The following is a 19863-nucleotide window of genomic DNA, read 5'->3' as shown; positions in this document are numbered from 1 at the left end:
AGATGGCTACCTCTACACTCAGGCGACTCGGAGCCGGGTCGCGCTCGACGCCCGCCGTCGGTGTCGTTATCGCGTCGGCCCTGCTGTTCTTGCTCACCTTCGCCGTGTTCCCCGACCTGTTCGTCCAGAACCTCATCGGGGGCGTCGCCTACGGCATGGTCTTGGCGATTATCGCGCTCGGGCTGGCGCTCATCCTCGGTCTCCTCGGCGTCGTGAACTTCGCTCACGGCGGACTGTTCATGTTGGGCGCGTACGGTGCCTACGAAATCGTCGTCACTCAGGGGCTGTCGTTCTGGGCCGCGCTCGTCGTCGTTCCGATTGCCGTCGGCGTACTCGGCGTCGCGATGGAGGTGAGCGTCCTCCGACGACTCTACGGGAAAAACCCCGTTATCGGCCTGCTGGCAACGTTCGGCGTCTTCTTGATGATAGAGGAGGCGACGAGGGCACGGTGGGGCGGAACGCCGCTCACGTTCGAAATCCCGCCGGCGCTACAGGGCGCGATTCCCCTCGGCGTGGGGCAGATTGCGACGATACGACTGCTGACTGTCGTCGTCGCGGCGTTCATCATCGTCGGCATCTACAGCCTCATGTACCGAACCGACTTCGGGCTCACGATTCGAGCCGGGCTTCAGGACAGGGAGATGGCCGAGTTCATCGGCATCAACATCCCGATGCGGTTCACCATCGTCTTCTTTCTCGGCTCCGCCATCGCCGGGCTGGCCGGCGTCCTCCGGGGCGCCGAGACGGGCATGGACCTCTCGCTGGGATTCGAGTTCGTCCTCCTCGCGTTCGTCATCGTCATCATCGGCGGCGTCGGGAGCATCTTCGGGAGCGTCGTAAGCGGCCTTCTGGTCGGCGTCAGCGTGTTTATCCTCCCGGTCACGGCTCGGGCGCTCGCAAGCGTGACCGGCGTTGACGCGCTCAACGTCGCCGGAATCGGCGGCGTCGTCCCGTACATCGTGATGCTCGTCGTCCTCTTGGTCCGACCGCGCGGGCTGTTCGGCGAGGAGGGGTTACTCGAATGAGTTACACGGCTCGGCTCAAGCGACTGACGAGCGACGTGGGTTTGGACACGGTCCGCGACCTCAAGATTCCACTCGGAATCGTGTTGGTCGCGTTCCTGCTTCGCCCGGTTCTCGGCTCCGAACTCGTTCTCGGCACGCCGCACATCGCGACGACCGTCCTCATCTGGATGCTGTTCGCCGCGGCGTTCAACCTCCTGTTCGGCTACGTCGGACTCCTCTCGTTCGGGCACGCGATTTTCCTCGGAACGGGAGTCTACGTGACCGCCATCGGCCTCTCCGAGTTCGGACTCCCGTTTTCGCTGATGACGGTCGTCGCCATCGTGGCTTCGGGTGCAATCGCCTACGGAATCTGCCGGATAATCGTCCAGTACGGGGAGATTTACTTCGCGATGCTCACGCTGGCGTTCGCGATGGGCGTTCACTTCATCGTGAACTCCAACCCGTACGGGCTGACCGGCGGGTCCGACGGGCTCCGTTCGGGCACGACGCCCGAATGGATCGGCAGTTTCAGAGGTCAGCGCGTCATCGACGTTCAGTGGTTCGCAGACCTGCTCGGTGCGTTCGGGCTCCAACCCAACTACTACTACTTCGTGGCCGTGGTGTTCGTCGTCGCGATGGTCCTGCTTTGGCAACTCATCCGCTCGCCTTTCGGACAGACGCTCGTAGCGATTCGAGACAACGAGGAACTCGCCCGGGCGATGGGCATCTCGGTGAACCGGTACAAGGTCTGGGCGTTCACCATCTCCGGCGCGTTCTCGGCGCTGGCCGGCGCGTTGCTCATGCTCAGTAACTACGGGGCCGCAATCGAGAACTTCAGCCCGGAGACCAGCGCGGAGGTGCTCTTGATGACCATCTTCGGCGGCGCGAACTTCTTCTTCGGGCCGCTGGTCGGCGCGCTCAGCTGGTTCGGCGTGCAGGAGTATCTCCAGTCGTTCGAGGTGCTGGGCCTCCCGGTCGTCGGCGCTATCGAAGTGAGCGGCGTCCTCGGCTACTGGCGGTTTTTCTTCGGGTTGGCCTTCGTCGTCGTCATCCTCCTCTCGCCTCGCAACGGCGTCTGGGGCTACGTCCGGAACGGCGTACAGAACGGCATCGACGCGCTCCGACAGCGGGGTTCCAATGACTGAGTCGCATTCCGAAACACCGCCGGAGAGACAGTAACTATGCAGACAGATACCGATCCGAAAGAAGCGGCGTTAGGCACAGACGGCCTCACCCGACGGTTCGGCGGCCACGTCGCGGTCGACCGTGTCGATTTGGCCGTCTCGAAGGGCGAACTTCGGTCGATAATCGGGCCGAACGGCGCGGGGAAGACGACGCTTTTCAACGTCCTCACGAACGCGCTCGCGCCCTCGGAAGGGCGGGTGTACTACGACGGGACCGACATCACGGACGTCCCCCAGTACGAACGCCCCCACATGGGGCTGGTCCGGTCGTTCCAGTCGAATCAGCTCTTCGAGTCGAAGACGACGCTCGAAAACGTGCGGATAGTCGCACAGACCATCGAACAGGGGTCGTTCGCGTTCGATTTCTTCCGCGACGGCCGACGCGTGGCCGAAGAGCGGGCCTACCGGATACTCGACCAGGTCGGCCTCACATCGCTTGCCGAAGAGACGGCGACGAACCTCTCGCACGGCGACCAGCGGCGACTCAGCATCGCGATGGCGCTCGCAACGGACCCGTCCGTGCTTCTTCTCGACGAACCGACCAGCGGGATGGGGCCCACCGAAACGGAAGAGACCGCTGAGATGATACAGTCTATCCAGTCCGAGTTGGGACTCACGTTACTGCTTATCGAACACGATATGAGCATCGTGCTCTCGATGAGCGACCGCATCTCCGTCCTCGACCGTGGCAAGATAATCGCGACGGGCGAACCGGACGCGATTCGTGACGACGACGCGGTACAGAAAGCGTACCTCGGCGGTATGCGGGAGGAGCTATGACGCTTTTGAGCGTCGACGGACTCGAAGCCGGGTACGAGACCGGACAGGTGCTGTTCGGCATCGACATGGAGATTTCCGAGGGCGAGACGGTCTCGCTGTTAGGGCGAAACGGCGCCGGGAAGACGACCACTATTCGCTCGATTGTCGGCGCTGAGACGCCCCGCATAATCGACGGGTCGATAACGTTCCGGGGGACGGACCTCCTCGCCTGCCCGACACACGAAATCGCCGACCTCGGCCTCGGCTACGTTCCGGAGGAACGGCGGTGTTTCCCGCGATTGACCGTCGCGGAGAACATCCACGTGGCGGCGACGTCCGTCGACGACCCCCTCCCCGAGTCCGAGATGTTCGAGTTCTTCCCCGAACTCGACCAGATACGCGACCGCGACGCGAAGAACCTAAGCGGCGGGCAACAGCAGATGGTCTCCATCGCTCGCGCGCTCGTCGCGAACCCGGAGTTGATGCTACTCGACGAGCCGTGCGAGGGCCTCGCGCCGACGATCGTCCGGCAGGTCGAAGAGGGCATTCGGCGGATAAACGAAGAGCGCGGCGTGACGGTGCTCATGGTCGAACAGAACGTCGCCGCGGCCATGGCAATCGCCGACCGACATTACATACTGGAGGAGGGCGACCTCGTCAACGAGGTGACGACAGCGCGGCTCAGAGAAGACGAAGAGCTCCGACAGGAGTATCTCGGCGTCTGACGCGTTCGGCTCGCGTTGGGCCGACCGACCGTGTCGATGCGAGACTGGACTCGGTGCGGCTTTCGCATCGGGACGGGTCTCCTCGGCGGGACACAAACCGCAGACGGCTCCGAAAACCTATCATACCTCGCCGCCGAAAATCGAGTCGATATGACCAACAAACGACCCGACTGGGAATTCAAAGACCGCGATGTCATCATTCTCCGCGAACTCGGCCGCGACCCACAGCTCTCCGCTCGGGAGCTGACGACCGTGCTCAAAGAGGAGTACGACATCGACGTCTCGCACGTGACGGTCAGCAAATCGATTCGCGACATGCGGAGCGCGGGCGTGTTTCGGGAGGCCATCATCCCGAACGAAGACTACTTCACGTTCTCGCTGATGGAGTTCAAGTTCAACCCGGAGAACTTCGCGGACCATTGGCGGGAGACGATGGAGTTCCTCCGCGACAGTCAGTACACGCTCTTTTATTTCCTCTCCGACGGCGAGTACCAGTGGAAGGCGGTCATGATGTTCCCGAGTCGAGAGGTGCAGTCCCGCTGGCTCCACGACTTCTACAAGGACCACGGGAAGATGGTGCACAACGTCCGCAGTTCGGTGATGACCAACGTGCTGAAGTTCGGGACCGAGCCGCAACTGTTCGACCATCTCAAAGAGGACGCCGACGACTGACCGACGGTCGGAATCGCGCTCGGTTCGGTGGTACCTACCCGGCCTGGCGGTATCCGCCGAGGCGCGAACAGAGTGGTCCGGAACTGGACCCCGCGCGCCTACGGTTCGGCCTCGGCGTAGAAGTTGAACGCCTCGAACACCGGGCGGTCGGTCATTCCGAGGAGAATCGCTTCGCCGTCGGGGTCGTGGTGGTGAATCTCGTCCGGCGGAATCACGAAGATGTCGCGTTCGCTCCATTCGAGCACGTCGTCGCCGACGTGCGTCGCGCCCTCGCCCTCGATGACGAAGTACGCGTCGACAGCGTTGTGGAAGTGCGGGTCGGTCTCTTCTTGAAGCAACTGCGCGCGGAACGACATCGTCGGAAACAGCGGCGGCTGGCCGGTCGCGGGGTTGACGTACGAGAGACTGTAGCCGTCGTGCGGGTCCGGGTCGTCGTTTTCGGCTCGCTGTCGGAGGGTCTGGAGGGTGTCTTTCCAGCTGAATCGGTACGGCGGCGTCGCGGCGCAGTTCCCCTCGAAGGGTCCGGGAATCCCGTCTTCCTTCGTGTCCTCGAACGGGCGGGCGCGTCCGTACTGCGACTCCCAGTAGCCCTGCGACTTCGTCACGGGCTGGCGGTCGAGTTCGTGGTTCTCGAAGGTGTTGCGCGCGTTGAGCGAGTCGAGGACGAGCGGGAGGTCGAGCACGTCGAGCCACGCCGCCGTCTCGTCGCCGTCGTTGACGTGGTCGTGCCACTCCCACTGCGGCGTCGTGATGAGGTCGTTGTCCCGCATCGGGAACTCCTCGCCCGCGACCACCGTCTTCATGTCCTCGCTCCCGTCGATAGTGAACCGAAGCGCGTTCGCCCCGTGTCGGTGTGCCGGCGCGGTCTCGCCGGGCGAGACGGTCTGGACGCCGACGTAAATCGTGTTCGAGATGGCGTTTCGGTATCCCGTGTTGACGGGCACGGCGACGCGTCGCTGGAACCCCGGCGGGAGGTCCGCGATGGGGACGTCCCGCTCGATGGCGTCGATCGACGCCTGGATGTCTTCCCACTTCCAGATGTCCGCCTCAAACCCGCCGAATTGGTTTCCGAAGTCCTTTTCGACTTCCCAGAGAGGTCGCAGGTCGTTCTCCTCGAGGAGACGCTCCGTGTCGGTACTCATCTCTAGGAGTTCCTTCGGCTCTTGTTCAGCCATGGTGTAAAGTTCCCGAGGATTCTTCATAAATGTATGGGTCTATTCTCGTCGCGTGGCGCCGCTACGGGCGGACACCGTCACCCGTCACCCGTCACCCGGGTCGCTACTGGCTCACCTGCGCGTCGAATATCTCCTTCGAGGGGTACAGCTCGCGGCAGTCCTCGCAGACCATCTGCCCCTGAATGGCGTACTCCCAGAGCTTTCCGCCGCAGTTCGGGCAGTCGAAATGGGCCCGAACGAACGGGTTCGATTTGGCGTAGATGTTTTCGAACTCGGCCATACGGCCACACGGTTCGGACGTCACAAAAACATGTCGTCGGTCGCCTCGACCGCGGCGACGCCGGCGTGAGTCACCCCTCGGTGTACGGTTCGATGGCCTCCCGGAGTTCGGCCGGGAGGTCGCGCGAACTGACGTCGTCCGTGCTCGCACAGACGCGCGTCTCGTGGCCGGTGAACGTCACCTCGCCGTCTTGGTTGCGCGCGACGTAATCGAAGCGGAGGCTCCGGGTGCCGAGCGTCGGCGTGATGGTTATCTCGATTTTGTCGCCGGCCTCCATCGGGCGCTCGAACTCGAAGTCGATTTCGACGAGCGGGAGCCCGAAGTCGTATTCCAGAGAGATTTCCCAGAGCGGAAAGCCGACCTCCTCCATGAACATGTCCGAACTCTCGTGGAGCGTGTCGACGATGCGGGGGTAGTGCGCGATGCCGAAGGGGTCCGTGTCGGAGAACCGGACCGTCCACGTGCGCGTGAAGCCGGTCATTCTTCGAGCACCACGAGCGCGTCGAGGGCGGTCGCACCGCTCGGCGTCACCAACACCGGGTTCACGTCGATTTCGGCGATCTCCTCCCGCTCGACGAGCAGGTCGCCGACGCGCTTGACGACCCCCGCGAGCGCGTCGGTGTCCGCTGGGTCGCTCCCGCGATAGCCTTCGAGAAGCGGTGCCGACCGCAACTCCTGTACCGCCGCCCGCGCGGTCGCCTGCGTGACGGGGGCCAGCCGATGGGCGGTGTCTTCGAATATCTCGGTGAAGACGCCGCCGAGTCCGGTGAGCACGACGGGACCGAACGAGGGGTCCCGAAGCCCGCCGACGATGACCTCGGTGCCGGCGTCGACGTCGGCGGCGGCTTCGACCAGCACGTCGGCGTCGATACCGCTGTCGGCGGCGGCGTCGAAGACGTCCGCCGCGACGGCCGCGGCCTCGTCGGCGTCCGCGACGCCGACAGTCACGCCCAGTCCGCCCATCCACTCGCTTTTGTGGGTCACCGCCGGCGAGGAGACTTTGAGCACGACCGGGAAGCCGATTCGCTCGGCCGCCGCGGCGGCGTCCTCGGGCGTCGAGGCGACCTCGAACGCGGGGGTCTCGATGCCCGCGTCGGCGAGAAGCCCCTTCGCCTCGGCCTCGGTGAGCGTCGTCCGGCCGTCGGCGCGAGCCCGTTCGATGGGGTCCGACTCACGCATTGTCGACCACCTCCGCGGGCGCGGCGTCCGCAGTGACGCGCGCGTATTCGGCGAGCGCGGCGACGGTATCGGCGGCCCGCTCGGGCGACTCGAAGACGGGGACGCCGACGGATTCGAGCTCCTCGCGGTCCGGTTCGAGGAGCGATTCCGGGCCGGCCGTCGCGAACACGACCGGCTTTCCGACGGACTCAGCGAGCCCGTCGAGGTCCTCGGTGGGGAACCCGAGCGCGGCCTCGTGAAGCTCGTACACGAGGACGGCGTCGACGTTCTCGTCGGCCGCGACCGCGCGGACGACCTCGCCGAACTCCGGCATCGGCCGCCCCGTGTCGACGGGGTTCGCCGAGTAGGTGATGCCGGGGAGAATCTCGTTCACCGTCGCCGTCGTCTCGTCTTCGAGCGGCGGGAGCGAGACGCCGGCCCGTTTCAGGCGGTCCGCGATGATGATACCGGGGCCGGCCTGCGCCGTCACGACGCCGACGTTCGTCCCGTCCGGAAGGGGTGCGGTCGCCGCCACGTGCCCGGCGTCGAGGAGTTGACTCGTCGAATCGACCGTCGGAACCCCGTACTGTGCGAATCCGGCCTGATAGAGCGCGTGGTCGCCGGTGAGCGCGCCGGTGTGCGACTCGGCGAAGTCGCCGACGTCCGCCTCGCCGACCTTGTAGGCGAAGATGGGTGTCTCCGCGTCGTAGCAGGTTTCGAGGAGCGAACGCGCGTCGTCGGTTCCCTCGACGTGGAGCACGATTGCGCCGGTGTCGGGGTCGCCGTCGAGATACTCGATGACCTCCTCGAAGCCGACGTTCGCGCGGTTGCCCAGCCCGACCATCGCGGAGAGCCCGCGTCGCTCGCGGGTCGCCTGAAACGCGATGGAGTGGGCGACGCCGCCGCTCTGGGCGACGATTGCGAGGTCGCCCGCCGGGAAGCTCTCGACGCCGGTGGCGAACGAGCCGTACAACCCCGTCCGCGGGATGACGAAGCCGCTCGTGTTCGGGCCGAGCAGGGCGATGCCGTGTTCGTTTGCCGTCTCGGTGAGTCGGCGCTGTATCTCCGCGCCGTCGTCGCCGGCCTCGGCGAAGCCGCCGGAGTAGATGACCGCGGCACCCACGCCCGCCGCGCCGCACTCCTCGATGACCTCCGGCACGACCGGCGCGGGCACACAGAGCAACGCGAGGTCGACGTCGTCGTCGATGTCGGTCACCGACGCGACGAACGGCTCGCCGAACGCGGTGCCGTCTGCGGACGGGTTGACTGGATAGACCCGCCCGCCGAAGTCGTGGACGTTCTCCATCGCCTCGTACCCGATTTTCCCCTCTTTCGTCGACGCCCCGACGACCGCGATAGAAGACGGGTCGAAGAGTCTGTCGAGTTCGAATTGGTGAGTCACGTCAGCACGTATTCGGAACAGGAGCATAGTGCTTTCGCCCCGACTGAACTTCGCGGCCGCGGCGGGGACCGGGCCGACGCTCAGACCGGCTTCTGCGGGGGTCGAACGGTCCGGTCTACCGTTCGGTTCGGACGGCCCGCTCTACCTGTTCGATTGGTGTCGGGGGGCGTTCCGCGTCGTCGTTGCGGTCTCCGAGTTGGGTCCGGCACGACGCGCCCGGTGCGACGACCCGCTGTCCGTCGCTCGCCGCCACCTGGTCGAACAGAATCTCCCCGACGGCGTCGCTCATCGACCGATGTTCGGCCTCGTAGCCGAAGCTCCCGGCCATCCCGCAACAGCCGGAGTCGAGCGGGTCGACCGCGTAGCCGGCGCGCCTGAGCACGCCGACCGCGTGGTGGTCTTTCTTCACGGACTTCTGGTGGCAGTGGCCGTGGTAGGCGAGCGACTCGCTCGGCGCGTCGAACGCCAGTCGCTCGTCGAGGCGGAACGAATCGAGGTACTCCATCACGCCGTAGGTGTTGCGAGCGACCCGCTCGACGGCGGGGCCCGACAGGAGGTCGAGGTAGTCGGACTGGAGCATCACCGCGTCCGAGGGCTCGACCAACACCACGTCGCGTCCCGATTCGACCTTCGGGGCGAGTTCCGCGACGTTCTCGCGCGCCGTGTCCCGCGAGACGTCGAGAAAGCCCTTCGAATGCGCGGGCCGGCCGCTGTCGGTGTGGTCTGCGAGTTCGACGCGAACGCCCGCCGCTTCGAGGACGCGCACGGCCGCTTTTCCGGGTTCCGGGTGACTGTAGTTCGTGTACGTGTCGACGAAGAAGACGGCCGTCCGCTCGGCGTCCGCCGGGGCGACCCGCGACCCGCCGCGGGCCTCGAACCAGTCGTGGAGCGTCTCGCGCTCGAACGACGGGAGCGTCGCCTCGGACGTGATACCGACCGCGGACTCCAACAGCGACCGCGCGCCCGGGAGCTTCGTCGCCCAGTTCGAGACGGGCGCGAACGCGCTTCCCACCCTCGAGAGCGTGTCGACGTTGGCGAACAGCTTATCGCGGAGGCTCGCCCCCTCGCGGCGGTGGTACTCGTGGGTCATCTCGGCTTTCAGCTTCGCCATGTCGACCTCGCTCGGACAGTCGTTCGAACAGCCCTTACAGCCGATACAGAGGTCGAGCACCTCGTGCATGAACTCGACGTCGAACTGCTCGTCCGCCGAGAGGTCGCCGCTCATCGCCTGCCGGAGGAGGTTCGCGCGGCCACGCGTCGACTGTATCTCCTCGCCGCTCGCCCGGTAGGTCGGACACATCACCCCGCCGGTCGTGTCTTGGTCGCCGCGACAGCCGGCACAGCCGTGACAGAGTTCGGCCATCCCTTCGAACCCGTTGTCGTTCGTCCACTCCAAGGCGGGGTCGAAGCCGGCGTCGAACTCGTAGTCGGGGTCGTATCGCAGGTCGTCGGTCATCGAGACGCGCCGAGCGCGCTCGGGCGCGTCGTCCGGGAGCGGCTCGTCCGGTTCGTAGCCGCAGACCTGCCCCGGATTGAGGAGCCAGTCGGGGTCGTACGCCGTCTTCAGCTCTCGGAACGTCTGCCACAGCGAGTCCCCGTAGAGCCTGCGGTTCCACTGGGTCCGCGCCCGGCCGTCACCGTGCTCGCCTGAGACGGAACCGCCGAGGTCGACGACGAGTTCGGTCACGCGGTCGGAAATCTCCTCGTACGCCGCGAGGCCCTCTGCGGTCTTCGTGGTGACGAGCGGGCGGACGTGCAGGACGCCCGGCCCCGCGTGGCCGTAGAACGCCGCGAACGTCCCGAGGTCGTCGAGCACGTCGCGGAACCCGCCGACGAACTCGGGCAGGTGCTCGGCCGGGACGGCGCAGTCCTCGATGAACGAGAGGTGTTTCTCGTCGGTCGTCCGCGAGAGCAGAATCGGATTGCCGGCCTTCCTGAGCTTCCAGACTCGACCGCGCGCCGCCTCGTCGTGGGCCTCGATGGCGTCGACGGCGCTCTCGCCGACGCGGTCCGCGACGAGCGCGTCGACTTTCTCGCGGCCGGTCTCGTCGTCTTCGGCGTAGAACTCCACGAGGAGCGCGGCCCGCGTGCCGTCGGGGAGCATCCCCACGACGTCTTCGAACTCCGAGGTGTCGCCGGCGAGGTCGATGAGCGTGTCGTCGATGAACTCGACCGCCGCCGGGTCGTGTTCGAGGACCGCCACGACGTCTCGCACCGCCGTCATCAGCTCGTCGTAGGTGAGAAGCGCGACCGCTTTGGTCTCCGGGACGGGTTCGAGCGAGACGGTGACCTCGGTGATGAGCGCGAGCGTCCCCTCGGAGCCGGCGAGCAGGCGAGCGAGGTTCACCGACCCCGACTCGGCCTCGTCGACGAGCCAATCGAGGTTGTAGCCCGAGACGTTGCGCTTCAGGTCGGGGTAGCGCTCGCGGACGAGGTCCGACTCCGATTCGAGGATGCGGTGGACTTCGGCGTAGACGCGCTCTCGGATGCTCCCGTCGGGGTCCGCACCGGCGGCGAGTTCGTCGAGCGTGACCTCGCCGAACGTCGTCACCGTCCCGTCGGCGAGGACGGCCTCGACCTCCTCGACGTAGGCGTCCGTCTTGCCGTACTTCAGCGAGTGCGACCCCGTCGAGTTGTTCCCGATTGCGCCGCCGATGACGCTCCGGTTCCCGGCGGCGGGGTCGGGCGCGAACTTCAGGTCGTGCGGCGCGAGCCTCTCGTTGAGCTTCGACAGCGTGACGCCCGGCTGGACGCGCGCCGTCCGCGCCTCGGGGTCGACCGACAGCGGCGCGTCCATGTATCTCGTGAAGTCGAGGACGACCGCCTCGTTCACCGTCTGTCCGGCGAGGCTCGTCCCGCCGCCGCGCGGGAGCACGGGGACGTCCTCCCGTGCGCAGTATTCGACGACCGCCGCGACGTCCGCGGTGTCCGCCGGGAAGACGACCCCGATGGGCGTCACCTCGTAGGCGCTGGCGTCGGTCGCATAGAGCTGGCGGGAGTAGGAGTCGAAGCGAACGTCGCCGCTGGCGCGCCGTTCGAGCGCGGCGACGAGGTCCGGCCGTTCGATATCGTCGCTCACGTAGTCGTAGTTCGTGTCCGATGCGTCTGCCGGGTCGGTGGCGGCTGTCTGTCGCGTCGTCATGCGGTGGTCTCGGATAGTAATCGCAACGTCTTGGTCGGTGGTCGCGTCGGCGAACTCGGTGCCGGGTCGGTTCCGCTCGTCCGCGATGAGGCTGTCGTCTCGGAGAGCCCCGAACCGACACCGGCGGCGGTCGCCGTTGACTCTCGTACACGCGAACGGACGAAGGCATCGTATTAGTGGCTTACGCTACCACACGTCATCCGGTCGCTCGTCGCACCGGTGGCTGGCTGAGCCACCGGGCGACCGGAACGCCACAGGACCGTCGGGCGACCGAAACGACAGGACTGCCGACGACCGGAGCGACTGACGCGTGGGCGGTCAGTCGGCCCGCAGAAAAACCGCGGAGCGGGTTAGTTCTGGCCGTGCTTCTGGACGTCCACGTCGGCGAACGACACGTCGCGTTCTTCGACGCCGACGGTCATCGAACCGATGTTCTCGATTGTCGCGTCGACGGTGTCGCCGTCCGCGAGGGGGCCGACGCCTTCCGGCGTCCCGGTCGTGATGACGTCGCCGACCTCTATCGTCGCGCCGATGGAGGCGTACTGGACGACGTCCGCGCACGTGTACACCATCTCACTGGTGTTCTCGGACTGACGGACCTCGCCGTTCACGGCGAGTTCGAGGTCGAGAGACTGCGGGTCGCCGACCTCGTCGGGCGTGACGACGCAGGGGCCGACGACGGTGAAGGTGTCGTAGGACTTGCGGTTCGAGCGGTCCTGGTCGCCGCGGACGGAGATGTCGAGGAGAATCGTGTAGCCGAAGATGTTCTCCCACGCCTCGTCGTTGGAGACGTCTTTCGACTCCTCGCCCATGACGAACGCGAGTTCGATTTCGTGGTCGATTCGGCGGTCGGAAAACGGGATGACGATGTTCTCCGAGGGGCCGATGACGCTCGACGGGGCCTTCAGGAAGTAGCCCTTGTCCTTGATGGAGAACCACTCGTCGGTCGTGATGTCTTTGTCCGCGATGGCCTCCGCGATGTGGTTCTCGTAGTTGAGCGGCGCGGCGATGACCTTCCCGGGGCGTTCGACCGGCGCTTCGAGCGTGACGTCCGACACGTCGACATCGGCGTCGGCGTCGATATACTCGCTCGCGTCGTAGTCCCCTTCCATGTACTCGACGAGCGGCTCGTCGCTCGTGAGTCCGAGGCGGTCGGTCAAATCGACGATACCCTCGCCGTCGTCGGTCAACAGACCGAGTTGGCTCTGGTTGAATCGAACGAACTTCATTACACTCGTTGATTTACCCGCAGGTGTTTAAATTACACCGGTTCAGGTAGACTGGAAACGCCGCCCCGTCGCCGTGACACGAACCACTATACCGGTCGGCGTCGCATCGTGGGGTAATGCAACACACGTTCGACGGGATGGAACCGGTGATAGACGAGCGCGCGTCCGTCTCGGAGATGGCCTACCTCGTGGGAGACGTCGCAGTCGGACCCCGCGCGAGCCTCTGGCCGTTCGTCTGCCTCCGCGGCGACCGGGGGGCCGTGACGGTCGGCGCGGACACCAACGTACAGGAGTTCACGATGCTCCACGGCGCGACGGTCGGAGACGGCGTGAGCATCGGCCACGGCGCGGTCATCGATTTCGCGACCGTCGAGGACGACGCGCTCGTCGGGATGGGAAGCCGCGTCCTCGGCGGGGCGACCGTCGAGTCCCACAGCATCGTCGCCGCGAACGCCGTCGTCACCCACGACCAGACCGTGCCGCCGGGCCATCTCGCGTACGGCGTCCCCGCGGAAACCCGACCGCTTTCGGACGCGCAACTGGCCGAAATCGACGACACGCGCGACCACTACGTCGAACTCGGCTGGGAGTTCGTCGAAGCCGGGCCGCATCGCTACGTGGAGTGACCGCCACCGCGACCGCCACCCCGGTGGGGCCACGCAGTCGACAGCTCACCGGTTTTCAGACAATACCGTAGACGGACCGGCGTGACGTGCCGACCGCAGTGGGGGTTCGATGCGAACCCGACCGTGCGGTTCGGCGGGTATCGCTCCGCCGAACCGGTGTTCGACGCGTTTTCATATCTCGAATAATCGTGTACGATTGACGGTATACTGTCGAGTATACCTGTGAAGTATTCTACGCCCTCAGACCGGATAGCCGCCGGTATCGGCACGATGACTTTATGCACCAGCAGTACGAGCGTGTCACCAATGGTGCTGGAAATCAGAGAAGGGGAGTGTGTCGGATGAGTCCGCAGTACATCACGTCCGAGGACCACCTGCCGGCAGACACGGGGGGAGAAGTGACGGTTCAGGTGACGAATCAGGAGACGAAGGAGATATTTCAGACGCGTGCGCGCCTCTCGCGGGACAGTCACGACCTCGACGACCCAGAGCCGCTGACGGTGCTCCGCGGCCCCCACGAGAACGTCGAAGAGCAGTGGTATATCGAGATAATCGAGGCCGACCTCGACGGGGCCCCGGTCGACGACCAGGTCCTCGACCGATGCATCGAGCAGAGTCGAACGCAGTCCGACGTGGTCACGGTGCGAAGCGAGGACGTCCGCGCCCTCGTCACGTACCTCGTCGAGACCGGAGAGTACGACTCCGTCTCCGAGGCGGTCCGAACGTTCGTGACCCAACACCTCGCCGAGACCCGGCCGTTGCTCCTCGACCGCTACGTCGAGCGGCGCGTCCGCCTCGAACAGGACGACCTCTCGCGGCGGCTCACCGGCGGTGACGAGACGTGAACGCCGACCATCCCACAGAGAGTCTCCGCGAGTACGTCTCGCGTCTCGAACGCCGGGGCGACGTCGCTCGAATCGACCGGTCGGTCTCGTGGGATCTCGAAGCGAGCGCGATAACGATGCTCGCGAACCAGCGCGACGACCGGATTCCGCTCTTCGAGTCGGTCGCGGACACGGACATCGACGCGCGACTCGTCGGCGACCCGTACCGCGGCAGTCGGCGGCGGCCGTGGGACCGAATCGCCCTCGCGCTCGGACTGGACCCGGGGCTTTCCGCCGACGAGTACTACGAGACGGTCATCGACCGGCTCAAGCGACCCATCGCTCCCGAAACCGTCGACGGCGGCGACGCGCCCTGCAAGGAGGTCGTTCGGCGCGGCGAGGACGCCAACCTGCTGTCGCTCCCGTGGCCGTACATCCACGCCGGCGACGGCGGACGGTACTCCAACCTCCACACGATGGTCGTCAAGGACCCCGACTCGGAGTGGATAGACTGGTCGGTCCACCGGGCGATGGTGCAGGACGGCGAGCGCGCGAGCCTGCTTCTCCTCGCGGGCGAGCAGACGCCGAACATCTACTACTACAAGTACGAACGACGGGGCGAGCCGATGCCGGTCGCGCTCGTCATCGGGGGGGAGCCCGCGACGCAGGTGACCTCCTCGATGTGGATACCCACGGGGCGCGACGAGGCCGGGTTCGCCGGCGGGCTGAAGCGCGAGCCGGTCGAACTCGTCGAGTGCGAGACCAACGACCTGCTGGTGCCGGCGAACGCCGAAATCGTCGTCGAGGGGCACGTCGTGCCGAACGAGCGATTGGACGAGGGACCGTTCGGGGACTACTTCGGCTACATGCACGGCCCCCGTCGCTCGATGCCGGTCCTCCAGGTGGACGCGATTACCCACCGACGACGGCCCGTGATACCGTTCTGCGTCGAGGGCTCGGGCGTCGGCCACACGCTGAACACGAGCGCGACGCTCGAAGTGGCGTGCGTCGGACCCGACGCCACGCTCGGTCTGCGAACGGCGGGCTACGACGTCGAGAAGTGCGTTCCGTGGCGGTTCACCTCCCGGACTGTCTACGTCGTTTCGACCGACGTGTCCCGCCCCGGCTACCTCCACGAACTGGCGAACTTCATCTTCACCACGTGGGGGATGCTCCACGTCGACTTCTTCGTGTTCGTCGACTCGGACGTGAACCCGCTGTCGATTCGGGAGGTGCTCGAATCGCTCGCGCTCCACGCCGACCCGGAGTCGGACTTCCACCAGTTCGGCACGGTCGCGATGCCGAAAGTCCCCCTGAACATCTACCAGACGCCGGAGGAGAAGGGAGACGGCGAGACCGGCACGTCCAAGACCAAGACGACGAAGGCGTACATCGACGCCACCTCGGGCGACGATGACGGGAACCGGGTCGATGCCGGTCTCGACGACGACTTCGTCCGGGAACGCGCCCGAGAAATCCTCTCTGCGGCCGGTGTCACCGTCGACGGCACCGAGGGAGGGAGCCTGTGATGCTCGGCGTTCGCGACCTGCTCGACCGGCTCGACGACGCCGACGACCTTGCCCGAATCGACGAGCGGACGCACTGGGCGGACACCGCGTTCGCGGTGAGCGCCGAGGCGGCGCGGGCCAACGGGCCGGCCGTGCTCCTCACGGACGCCGGCGGCCACGCGCGACTCCTCGCCGGAGGACTCGGCGGGCCCGACCGGCTCGCAGTGCGTTCGCGCGACCCCTGGTCGCGTCTCGGCGCGGCGCTGGGACTCGGCTTCGACGCGGGCTACCTCGACGTGCTCGACGCGCTGGTCGCCGCCCGCCACGGCGGTCCCGTGCCCGCGGTGGAACCCGCGGCCGCCACCGAGACGGTGTCCGACCTTCGGTCGCTGGGACTCCCGGCGGTCTCGGACACCGGCGTCCCGGCGGTCACCCTCGGCCTCGGCGCACACTCGAAAACGGCCGACGACGGGGGCGATGCCGACAGCGAACGGGCGTCCGACGCGGTCGATACCGACGCAGTCGAGTGGTTCCCGGTTCGGGGGTCCGTCCGCGGGAGCAACGGGCTCAGGCTCTCGGTCCCGGCGGACCTCGCCGCCGACGTCGCCCCAGGGACGACCGTCTCGTTCGCGCTCGGAACGCCGCCGGCGGCGCTCGTGGGCGCAATCATGCGCTGGGTCGGCGAGACGCAGGTCGCCGGCGCGCCGGCCATCGCGAACGCGTTCGGGTCGGTTCCGGTGGCCTCGACGGCCGCGGGAGCCGTCCCGGCGGAAAGCGAGGTGCTCGTGGACGCGACGATTACGGGTCGCGCCGACGGCGACGATGCGGGTCGAGCGCCAGAGACACGTCGGGAGCCGTGGGAGGACGCGATGGCGACCGCGACCGTCGAGGCCCGCGCCGAACGGGTGACCGTCCGCGAGAACCCGGTCGTCCCGTTCTCGCCGACCGGCGCGCCGATGGCCGACGGCCGCGCGCTCCTCTCCGTCATCGAGTCCGCCCGCCTGTACGGCCGCGTGAACAACTACTGGGGCGTCGCGCCGGTCGAGTGGCTCGCGTTGCCCGCGGAGACCGGACTCGGCATCTGCCTCGTCGCCAGCGAAATCCTGTACGCGGGCTTCGAGTGGCAACTCGCCAACACGCTGTTTTCGTTCTCGCGGCTCTTCGACAAAATCGTCGTGCTCGACACCGAGACCCGCCCGATGGACCTCGCGCGGGCGTTCGACGACATCTGGGTGAAGGCGCACCCGGCGAACGACTGGGAGTTCTCCGACTCCGCCGCGCCGGCGGCGAGCGCGCCGTACTACCGACAGGACGGCGCGACGGGCGCGAACGTCTACGTCAACGCCGCGTGGGACCCCCGGTGGGACGAGGAGTTCATCGCCCCGCGGGTCACCTTCGAGACCATGTATCCCGAGGCGCTCCGCGAGGCCGTCCGGGCCGACTGGGCCGACATGGGGTTCGACCACGGCGACGAACACGAACCGCGGGGACAGCGAGGCGACGCGACGGACGGTGGTGACGAGTGAGGCCCGCCGGGACGACGGAACGCATCGCGCACACCGCCGCGAGCCCCGAAGGCGAAAACAGCACGTACGTGCTCCCGGACCGCGGCGTCGTCGTCGACCCGGGGCCGCCGGGAGACGCGTCGTGGGAGGTTCTGCGGTCGGGGTTGTCGGCGGCGGGGCTCCCCGTCGAGCGGGTCGAGACGGTCGTCGTCACCCACTGGCACGCCGACCACGCCGGGTTGGCACCCAGACTCGCGGCGGCCGCCGACGCGACGCTCGCCCTGCACGAAGCCGACGCGCCGTTAGTCGCGGCGTACGCCGCCGAGCGGAACCGCCGACTGGACCGAGACGCCCGCCGCCTCCGCGAGTGGGGGGTTCCCGACGCCCTCGTTTCGGAGCTTCGGGACGCCGACGAGCCGTCTCCGATGCCCCACGAGTACCCCGTCGTCACGCTCACCGACGGCGCGGCGGTGGGGGGTATCGAGGTCGTTCACGCGCCGGGACACACCGCGGGACACGTCGTGCTCGACGCCGGAGACGCCCTGTTTCTCGGTGACGCGGTCCTCCCGACGTACACGCCGAACGTCGGCGGCACCGACACCAGACTGACCGACGCGCTCGCGACGTACCTCGACACGCTCGACCGCATTCGAGAGCGCGCCCGCGAGGCCGACGCCCAGCCGGTCGCGTTCCCCGGCCACGGCTCGTCGGTCGAGCTCCTCGACCGAATCGACGCGATTCGCGCCCACCACACCGAGCGGGTCCGCACCGCCGTCGCGGAGCTTTCAGACCGGGACGGTGACGGGGTGACTCCGTGGGCCGTCGCGCGCTCGCTGTTCGGCGAGATGCGCGGTATCCACGCGAAGATGGGGGCCGGCGAGGCCGCCGCGCATCTGGCGTTCGCCGCCGACCGCGGGCTGGCCGAACGAGTCGGTGTCGGGCCGGACAGATACGTCAGGGGCGACGCTCGGTCGTTCGACGGCGTCGACTGCTGACCGAGCGGTCGCCGCTTCGCGTTACAGATAAGGTCCTCGACACACGAGGAGAGGGTATGACGTTACTGGAGCGTGCTCTCTCCGAGGAGCACCACGACGTGCTGGACCGCGCGGAAACGTTTGCGACGGAGTCGGTCGCCCCCCGCGCCGAAGAAATCGAGCGAAGTCGGGAGTTCCCCCGCGACGTCGTCGAGGCCGCGGGCGACGCCGGGCTGTTGGGGATTCTCGTTCCCGAGGAGTACGGCGGCCTCGGCGGCGACTTCCTCTCGTACTGCCTCGCAATAGAGCGCATCGCCGAGGAGAGCGGCGCGGTGGCGGAGACGATTCAGGGCCACACGTTCGCGATGCTCCCCGTGTTGAACTTCGGCACCGACGCACAGCGCGAGCGACTGCTTCCCGACATGGTCGCCGGCGACGCCGTCGGGTCGATGCTGTTGACCGAGCCCGGCGCGGGGTCGTCGCCGACGGAACTCGGGACGGTCGCCGAGGCGACCGACACCGGCTACCGAATCTCCGGAGAGAAGTCGTTCGGGACGAACGCGGGCGTCGCCGACGTCCATCTCGTCGTCGCGCGGAAACGGCCACAGCCCGAGGACTCCCACGGTGTGAGCGTCTTTCTCGTCTCCAGTCCCGACGAGGTCGACGGGTTCTCGTTCGAGCGAGGGGAGTACCTCGGCATGCACGGGCACGTCACCGGCGATTCGACGTTCGATGACGTCGCGGTCGACGCGGACGCGCTCTTGGGAGCCGTCGGTCAGGGCTTCCGCATCGCGATGGGCACTATCGACATGGCCCGGACGGGACTCGGGGCCATCGGTTGTGGAATCGGCCGCGCCGCGTTCGACGAGGCGGTCGCGTACGCCGGCGACCGGCGACAGGGCGGCAAGGCCGTCGGCGAGTATCAGGCCGTGCAGGTGCTCGTCGCGGAGATGGACTCCCGACTCGAATCGGCCCGCGGTCTCGTCTACGACTCCGCGGTCCGCATCGCCGACGGAGAGGGGGACACCCGCGTGTCGTCGCGGGCGAAGTTCACGGCGAGCGAGGCCGCGGAGTTCTGTGCCCGAAACGCCATGCAGGTGTACGGCGGGAAGGGCTACCGGACGGACTACCCCCTCGAACGGTACTACCGCGACGCCCGCATCCTCGCGATTATCGGCGGCACCACCGAGATTCAAAAGACCACGGTGGCGAGCGCGGCGCTGGGGCTCTGAGCGTCGCCCATGGTTCGGAACTACGACAGAATCGCTCTCTCCCGGGCGGAGCAGGTAGCGCTCATCGAGGAGGCGCCGGTCGCCCGCGTCGCCACCGTCGGCCCGGACGGCCTGCCGCACGTCGTGCCGGTCGCCGCCGCGGTCGTCGACGGTCGCCTCTGTTTCGAGACCGACGCGGACTCGGTCAAGGTCGAAAACATCAGGTCGACGGGCGTCGCCGCGGCGGTCGTCGACGCCGGGGAATCGGAATACGCCGAGCATCGCGGCGTTCAGTGGCGCGGCCCGGCGGCCGTCGTCGACGACCCAGAACAGGTGGCGGACATCGAGCGCGCGCTGTTCGGCACCGTGAAGTCCATCCCGGACGCGAGCGGCCACGAGCGCGTCAAAATCGCGCTGACGCCCGAGCGAACCGTCTCGTGGGACTTTCGAAAACTCGGATAAGTCGGATAGGACGAGGGCGAACG

Annotated in this window: 19 protein-coding genes; 12 read left to right on the top strand and 7 right to left on the bottom strand. The window is 67.2% G+C overall.

Features of this window, described 5'->3' with window-relative positions; genetic code table 11:
* Positions 1-2: 2 nt before the first annotated feature.
* From IEV64_RS15655 to IEV64_RS15635, 5 genes are all read left to right on the top strand, one after another.
* A complete protein-coding gene (locus IEV64_RS15655; protein WP_188424362.1) occupies positions 3-1025 on the top strand; it encodes a branched-chain amino acid ABC transporter permease in 1023 nt (340 codons plus the stop codon).
* Positions 1022-2149 (top strand): branched-chain amino acid ABC transporter permease, encoded by a 1128-nt coding sequence (locus IEV64_RS15650; RefSeq protein WP_007276366.1) that lies wholly within the window; start codon positions 1022-1024, stop codon positions 2147-2149. The genes IEV64_RS15655 and IEV64_RS15650 overlap by 4 nt, the downstream gene beginning before the upstream one ends.
* Before the next feature lie 36 nt (positions 2150-2185).
* Complete coding sequence (locus tag IEV64_RS15645; RefSeq protein ID WP_188424361.1) at positions 2186-2968, top strand: ABC transporter ATP-binding protein; 783 nt, start codon at positions 2186-2188, stop codon at positions 2966-2968.
* Positions 2965-3672 carry an ABC transporter ATP-binding protein gene (locus IEV64_RS15640; RefSeq protein ID WP_188424360.1) on the top strand — a complete coding sequence of 236 codons (708 nt, stop codon included), beginning with the start codon at positions 2965-2967 and terminating at the stop codon, positions 3670-3672. Before IEV64_RS15645 ends, IEV64_RS15640 begins: the two co-directional genes overlap by 4 nt.
* A 150-nt stretch (positions 3673-3822) precedes the next feature.
* Entirely contained in the window at positions 3823-4344 is a 522-nt protein-coding gene (locus tag IEV64_RS15635; RefSeq protein WP_049920684.1) for a helix-turn-helix domain-containing protein, read from the top strand.
* 98 nt (positions 4345-4442) lie between these two features.
* Here IEV64_RS15635 and gdoA read toward each other — a convergent pair whose 3' ends face one another.
* From gdoA to IEV64_RS15600, 7 genes are all read right to left on the bottom strand, one after another.
* Positions 4443-5519 (bottom strand): gentisate 1,2-dioxygenase, encoded by a 1077-nt coding sequence (gene gdoA / locus IEV64_RS15630; protein WP_188424359.1) that lies wholly within the window; start codon positions 5517-5519, stop codon positions 4443-4445.
* A 103-nt stretch (positions 5520-5622) separates the two neighbouring features.
* Positions 5623-5799 carry a Trm112 family protein gene (locus tag IEV64_RS15625; protein ID WP_007276361.1) on the bottom strand — a complete coding sequence of 59 codons (177 nt, stop codon included), beginning with the start codon at positions 5797-5799 and terminating at the stop codon, positions 5623-5625.
* 70 nt (positions 5800-5869) lie between these two features.
* Entirely contained in the window at positions 5870-6280 is a 411-nt protein-coding gene (locus tag IEV64_RS15620; protein WP_007276360.1) for an acyl-CoA thioesterase, read from the bottom strand.
* On the bottom strand, positions 6277-6978 hold the full coding sequence (locus tag IEV64_RS15615) for an acetate--CoA ligase family protein (RefSeq protein ID WP_188424358.1): 702 nt from the start codon (positions 6976-6978) through the stop codon (positions 6277-6279). Before IEV64_RS15615 ends, IEV64_RS15620 begins: the two co-directional genes overlap by 4 nt.
* Positions 6971-8386 carry an acetate--CoA ligase family protein gene (locus IEV64_RS15610; protein WP_007276358.1) on the bottom strand — a complete coding sequence of 472 codons (1416 nt, stop codon included), beginning with the start codon at positions 8384-8386 and terminating at the stop codon, positions 6971-6973. The genes IEV64_RS15615 and IEV64_RS15610 overlap by 8 nt, the downstream gene beginning before the upstream one ends.
* 88 nt (positions 8387-8474) lie before the next feature.
* Positions 8475-11501, bottom strand: coding sequence for an FAD-binding and (Fe-S)-binding domain-containing protein (locus IEV64_RS15605; protein WP_188424357.1), 3027 nt, complete (start codon positions 11499-11501; stop codon positions 8475-8477).
* A 350-nt stretch (positions 11502-11851) separates the two neighbouring features.
* On the bottom strand, positions 11852-12730 hold the full coding sequence (locus IEV64_RS15600; protein WP_007276355.1) for a fumarylacetoacetate hydrolase family protein: 879 nt from the start codon (positions 12728-12730) through the stop codon (positions 11852-11854).
* A 116-nt stretch (positions 12731-12846) separates the two neighbouring features.
* Between IEV64_RS15600 and IEV64_RS20005 the strand changes: the two genes are divergently transcribed.
* The 7 genes from IEV64_RS20005 (at position 12847) to IEV64_RS15565 (ending at position 19840) form a co-directional block, all read left to right on the top strand.
* A complete protein-coding gene (locus tag IEV64_RS20005) occupies positions 12847-13356 on the top strand; it encodes a gamma carbonic anhydrase family protein (protein WP_188424356.1) in 510 nt (169 codons plus the stop codon).
* Positions 13357-13697: 341 nt separating this feature from the next.
* Entirely contained in the window at positions 13698-14201 is a 504-nt protein-coding gene (locus tag IEV64_RS15590) for a hypothetical protein (protein WP_007276353.1), read from the top strand.
* Positions 14198-15709, top strand: a complete 1512-nt coding sequence (locus tag IEV64_RS15585) for a UbiD family decarboxylase (protein ID WP_188424355.1) — start codon at positions 14198-14200, stop codon at positions 15707-15709. The genes IEV64_RS15590 and IEV64_RS15585 overlap by 4 nt, the downstream gene beginning before the upstream one ends.
* Positions 15709-17214 (top strand): UbiD family decarboxylase, encoded by a 1506-nt coding sequence (locus tag IEV64_RS15580; protein WP_188424354.1) that lies wholly within the window; start codon positions 15709-15711, stop codon positions 17212-17214. The genes IEV64_RS15585 and IEV64_RS15580 overlap by 1 nt, the downstream gene beginning before the upstream one ends.
* Complete coding sequence (locus tag IEV64_RS15575; protein ID WP_188424353.1) at positions 17211-18188, top strand: MBL fold metallo-hydrolase; 978 nt, start codon at positions 17211-17213, stop codon at positions 18186-18188. Before IEV64_RS15580 ends, IEV64_RS15575 begins: the two co-directional genes overlap by 4 nt.
* Positions 18189-18244: 56 nt before the next feature.
* Positions 18245-19399, top strand: coding sequence for an acyl-CoA dehydrogenase family protein (locus IEV64_RS15570; RefSeq protein WP_188424352.1), 1155 nt, complete (start codon positions 18245-18247; stop codon positions 19397-19399).
* A gap of 9 nt (positions 19400-19408) precedes the next feature.
* On the top strand, positions 19409-19840 hold the full coding sequence (locus IEV64_RS15565) for a pyridoxamine 5'-phosphate oxidase family protein (protein ID WP_004967931.1): 432 nt from the start codon (positions 19409-19411) through the stop codon (positions 19838-19840).
* Positions 19841-19863: the final 23 nt, after the last annotated feature.

It is taken from the genome of Haloferax sulfurifontis (genome assembly GCF_014635105.1).
GTDB classification, from domain to species: domain Archaea; phylum Halobacteriota; class Halobacteria; order Halobacteriales; family Haloferacaceae; genus Haloferax; species Haloferax denitrificans.
Note: the sequence above shows the minus strand (reverse complement) of the source record. Positions and strands in the feature narration are given on the sequence as shown.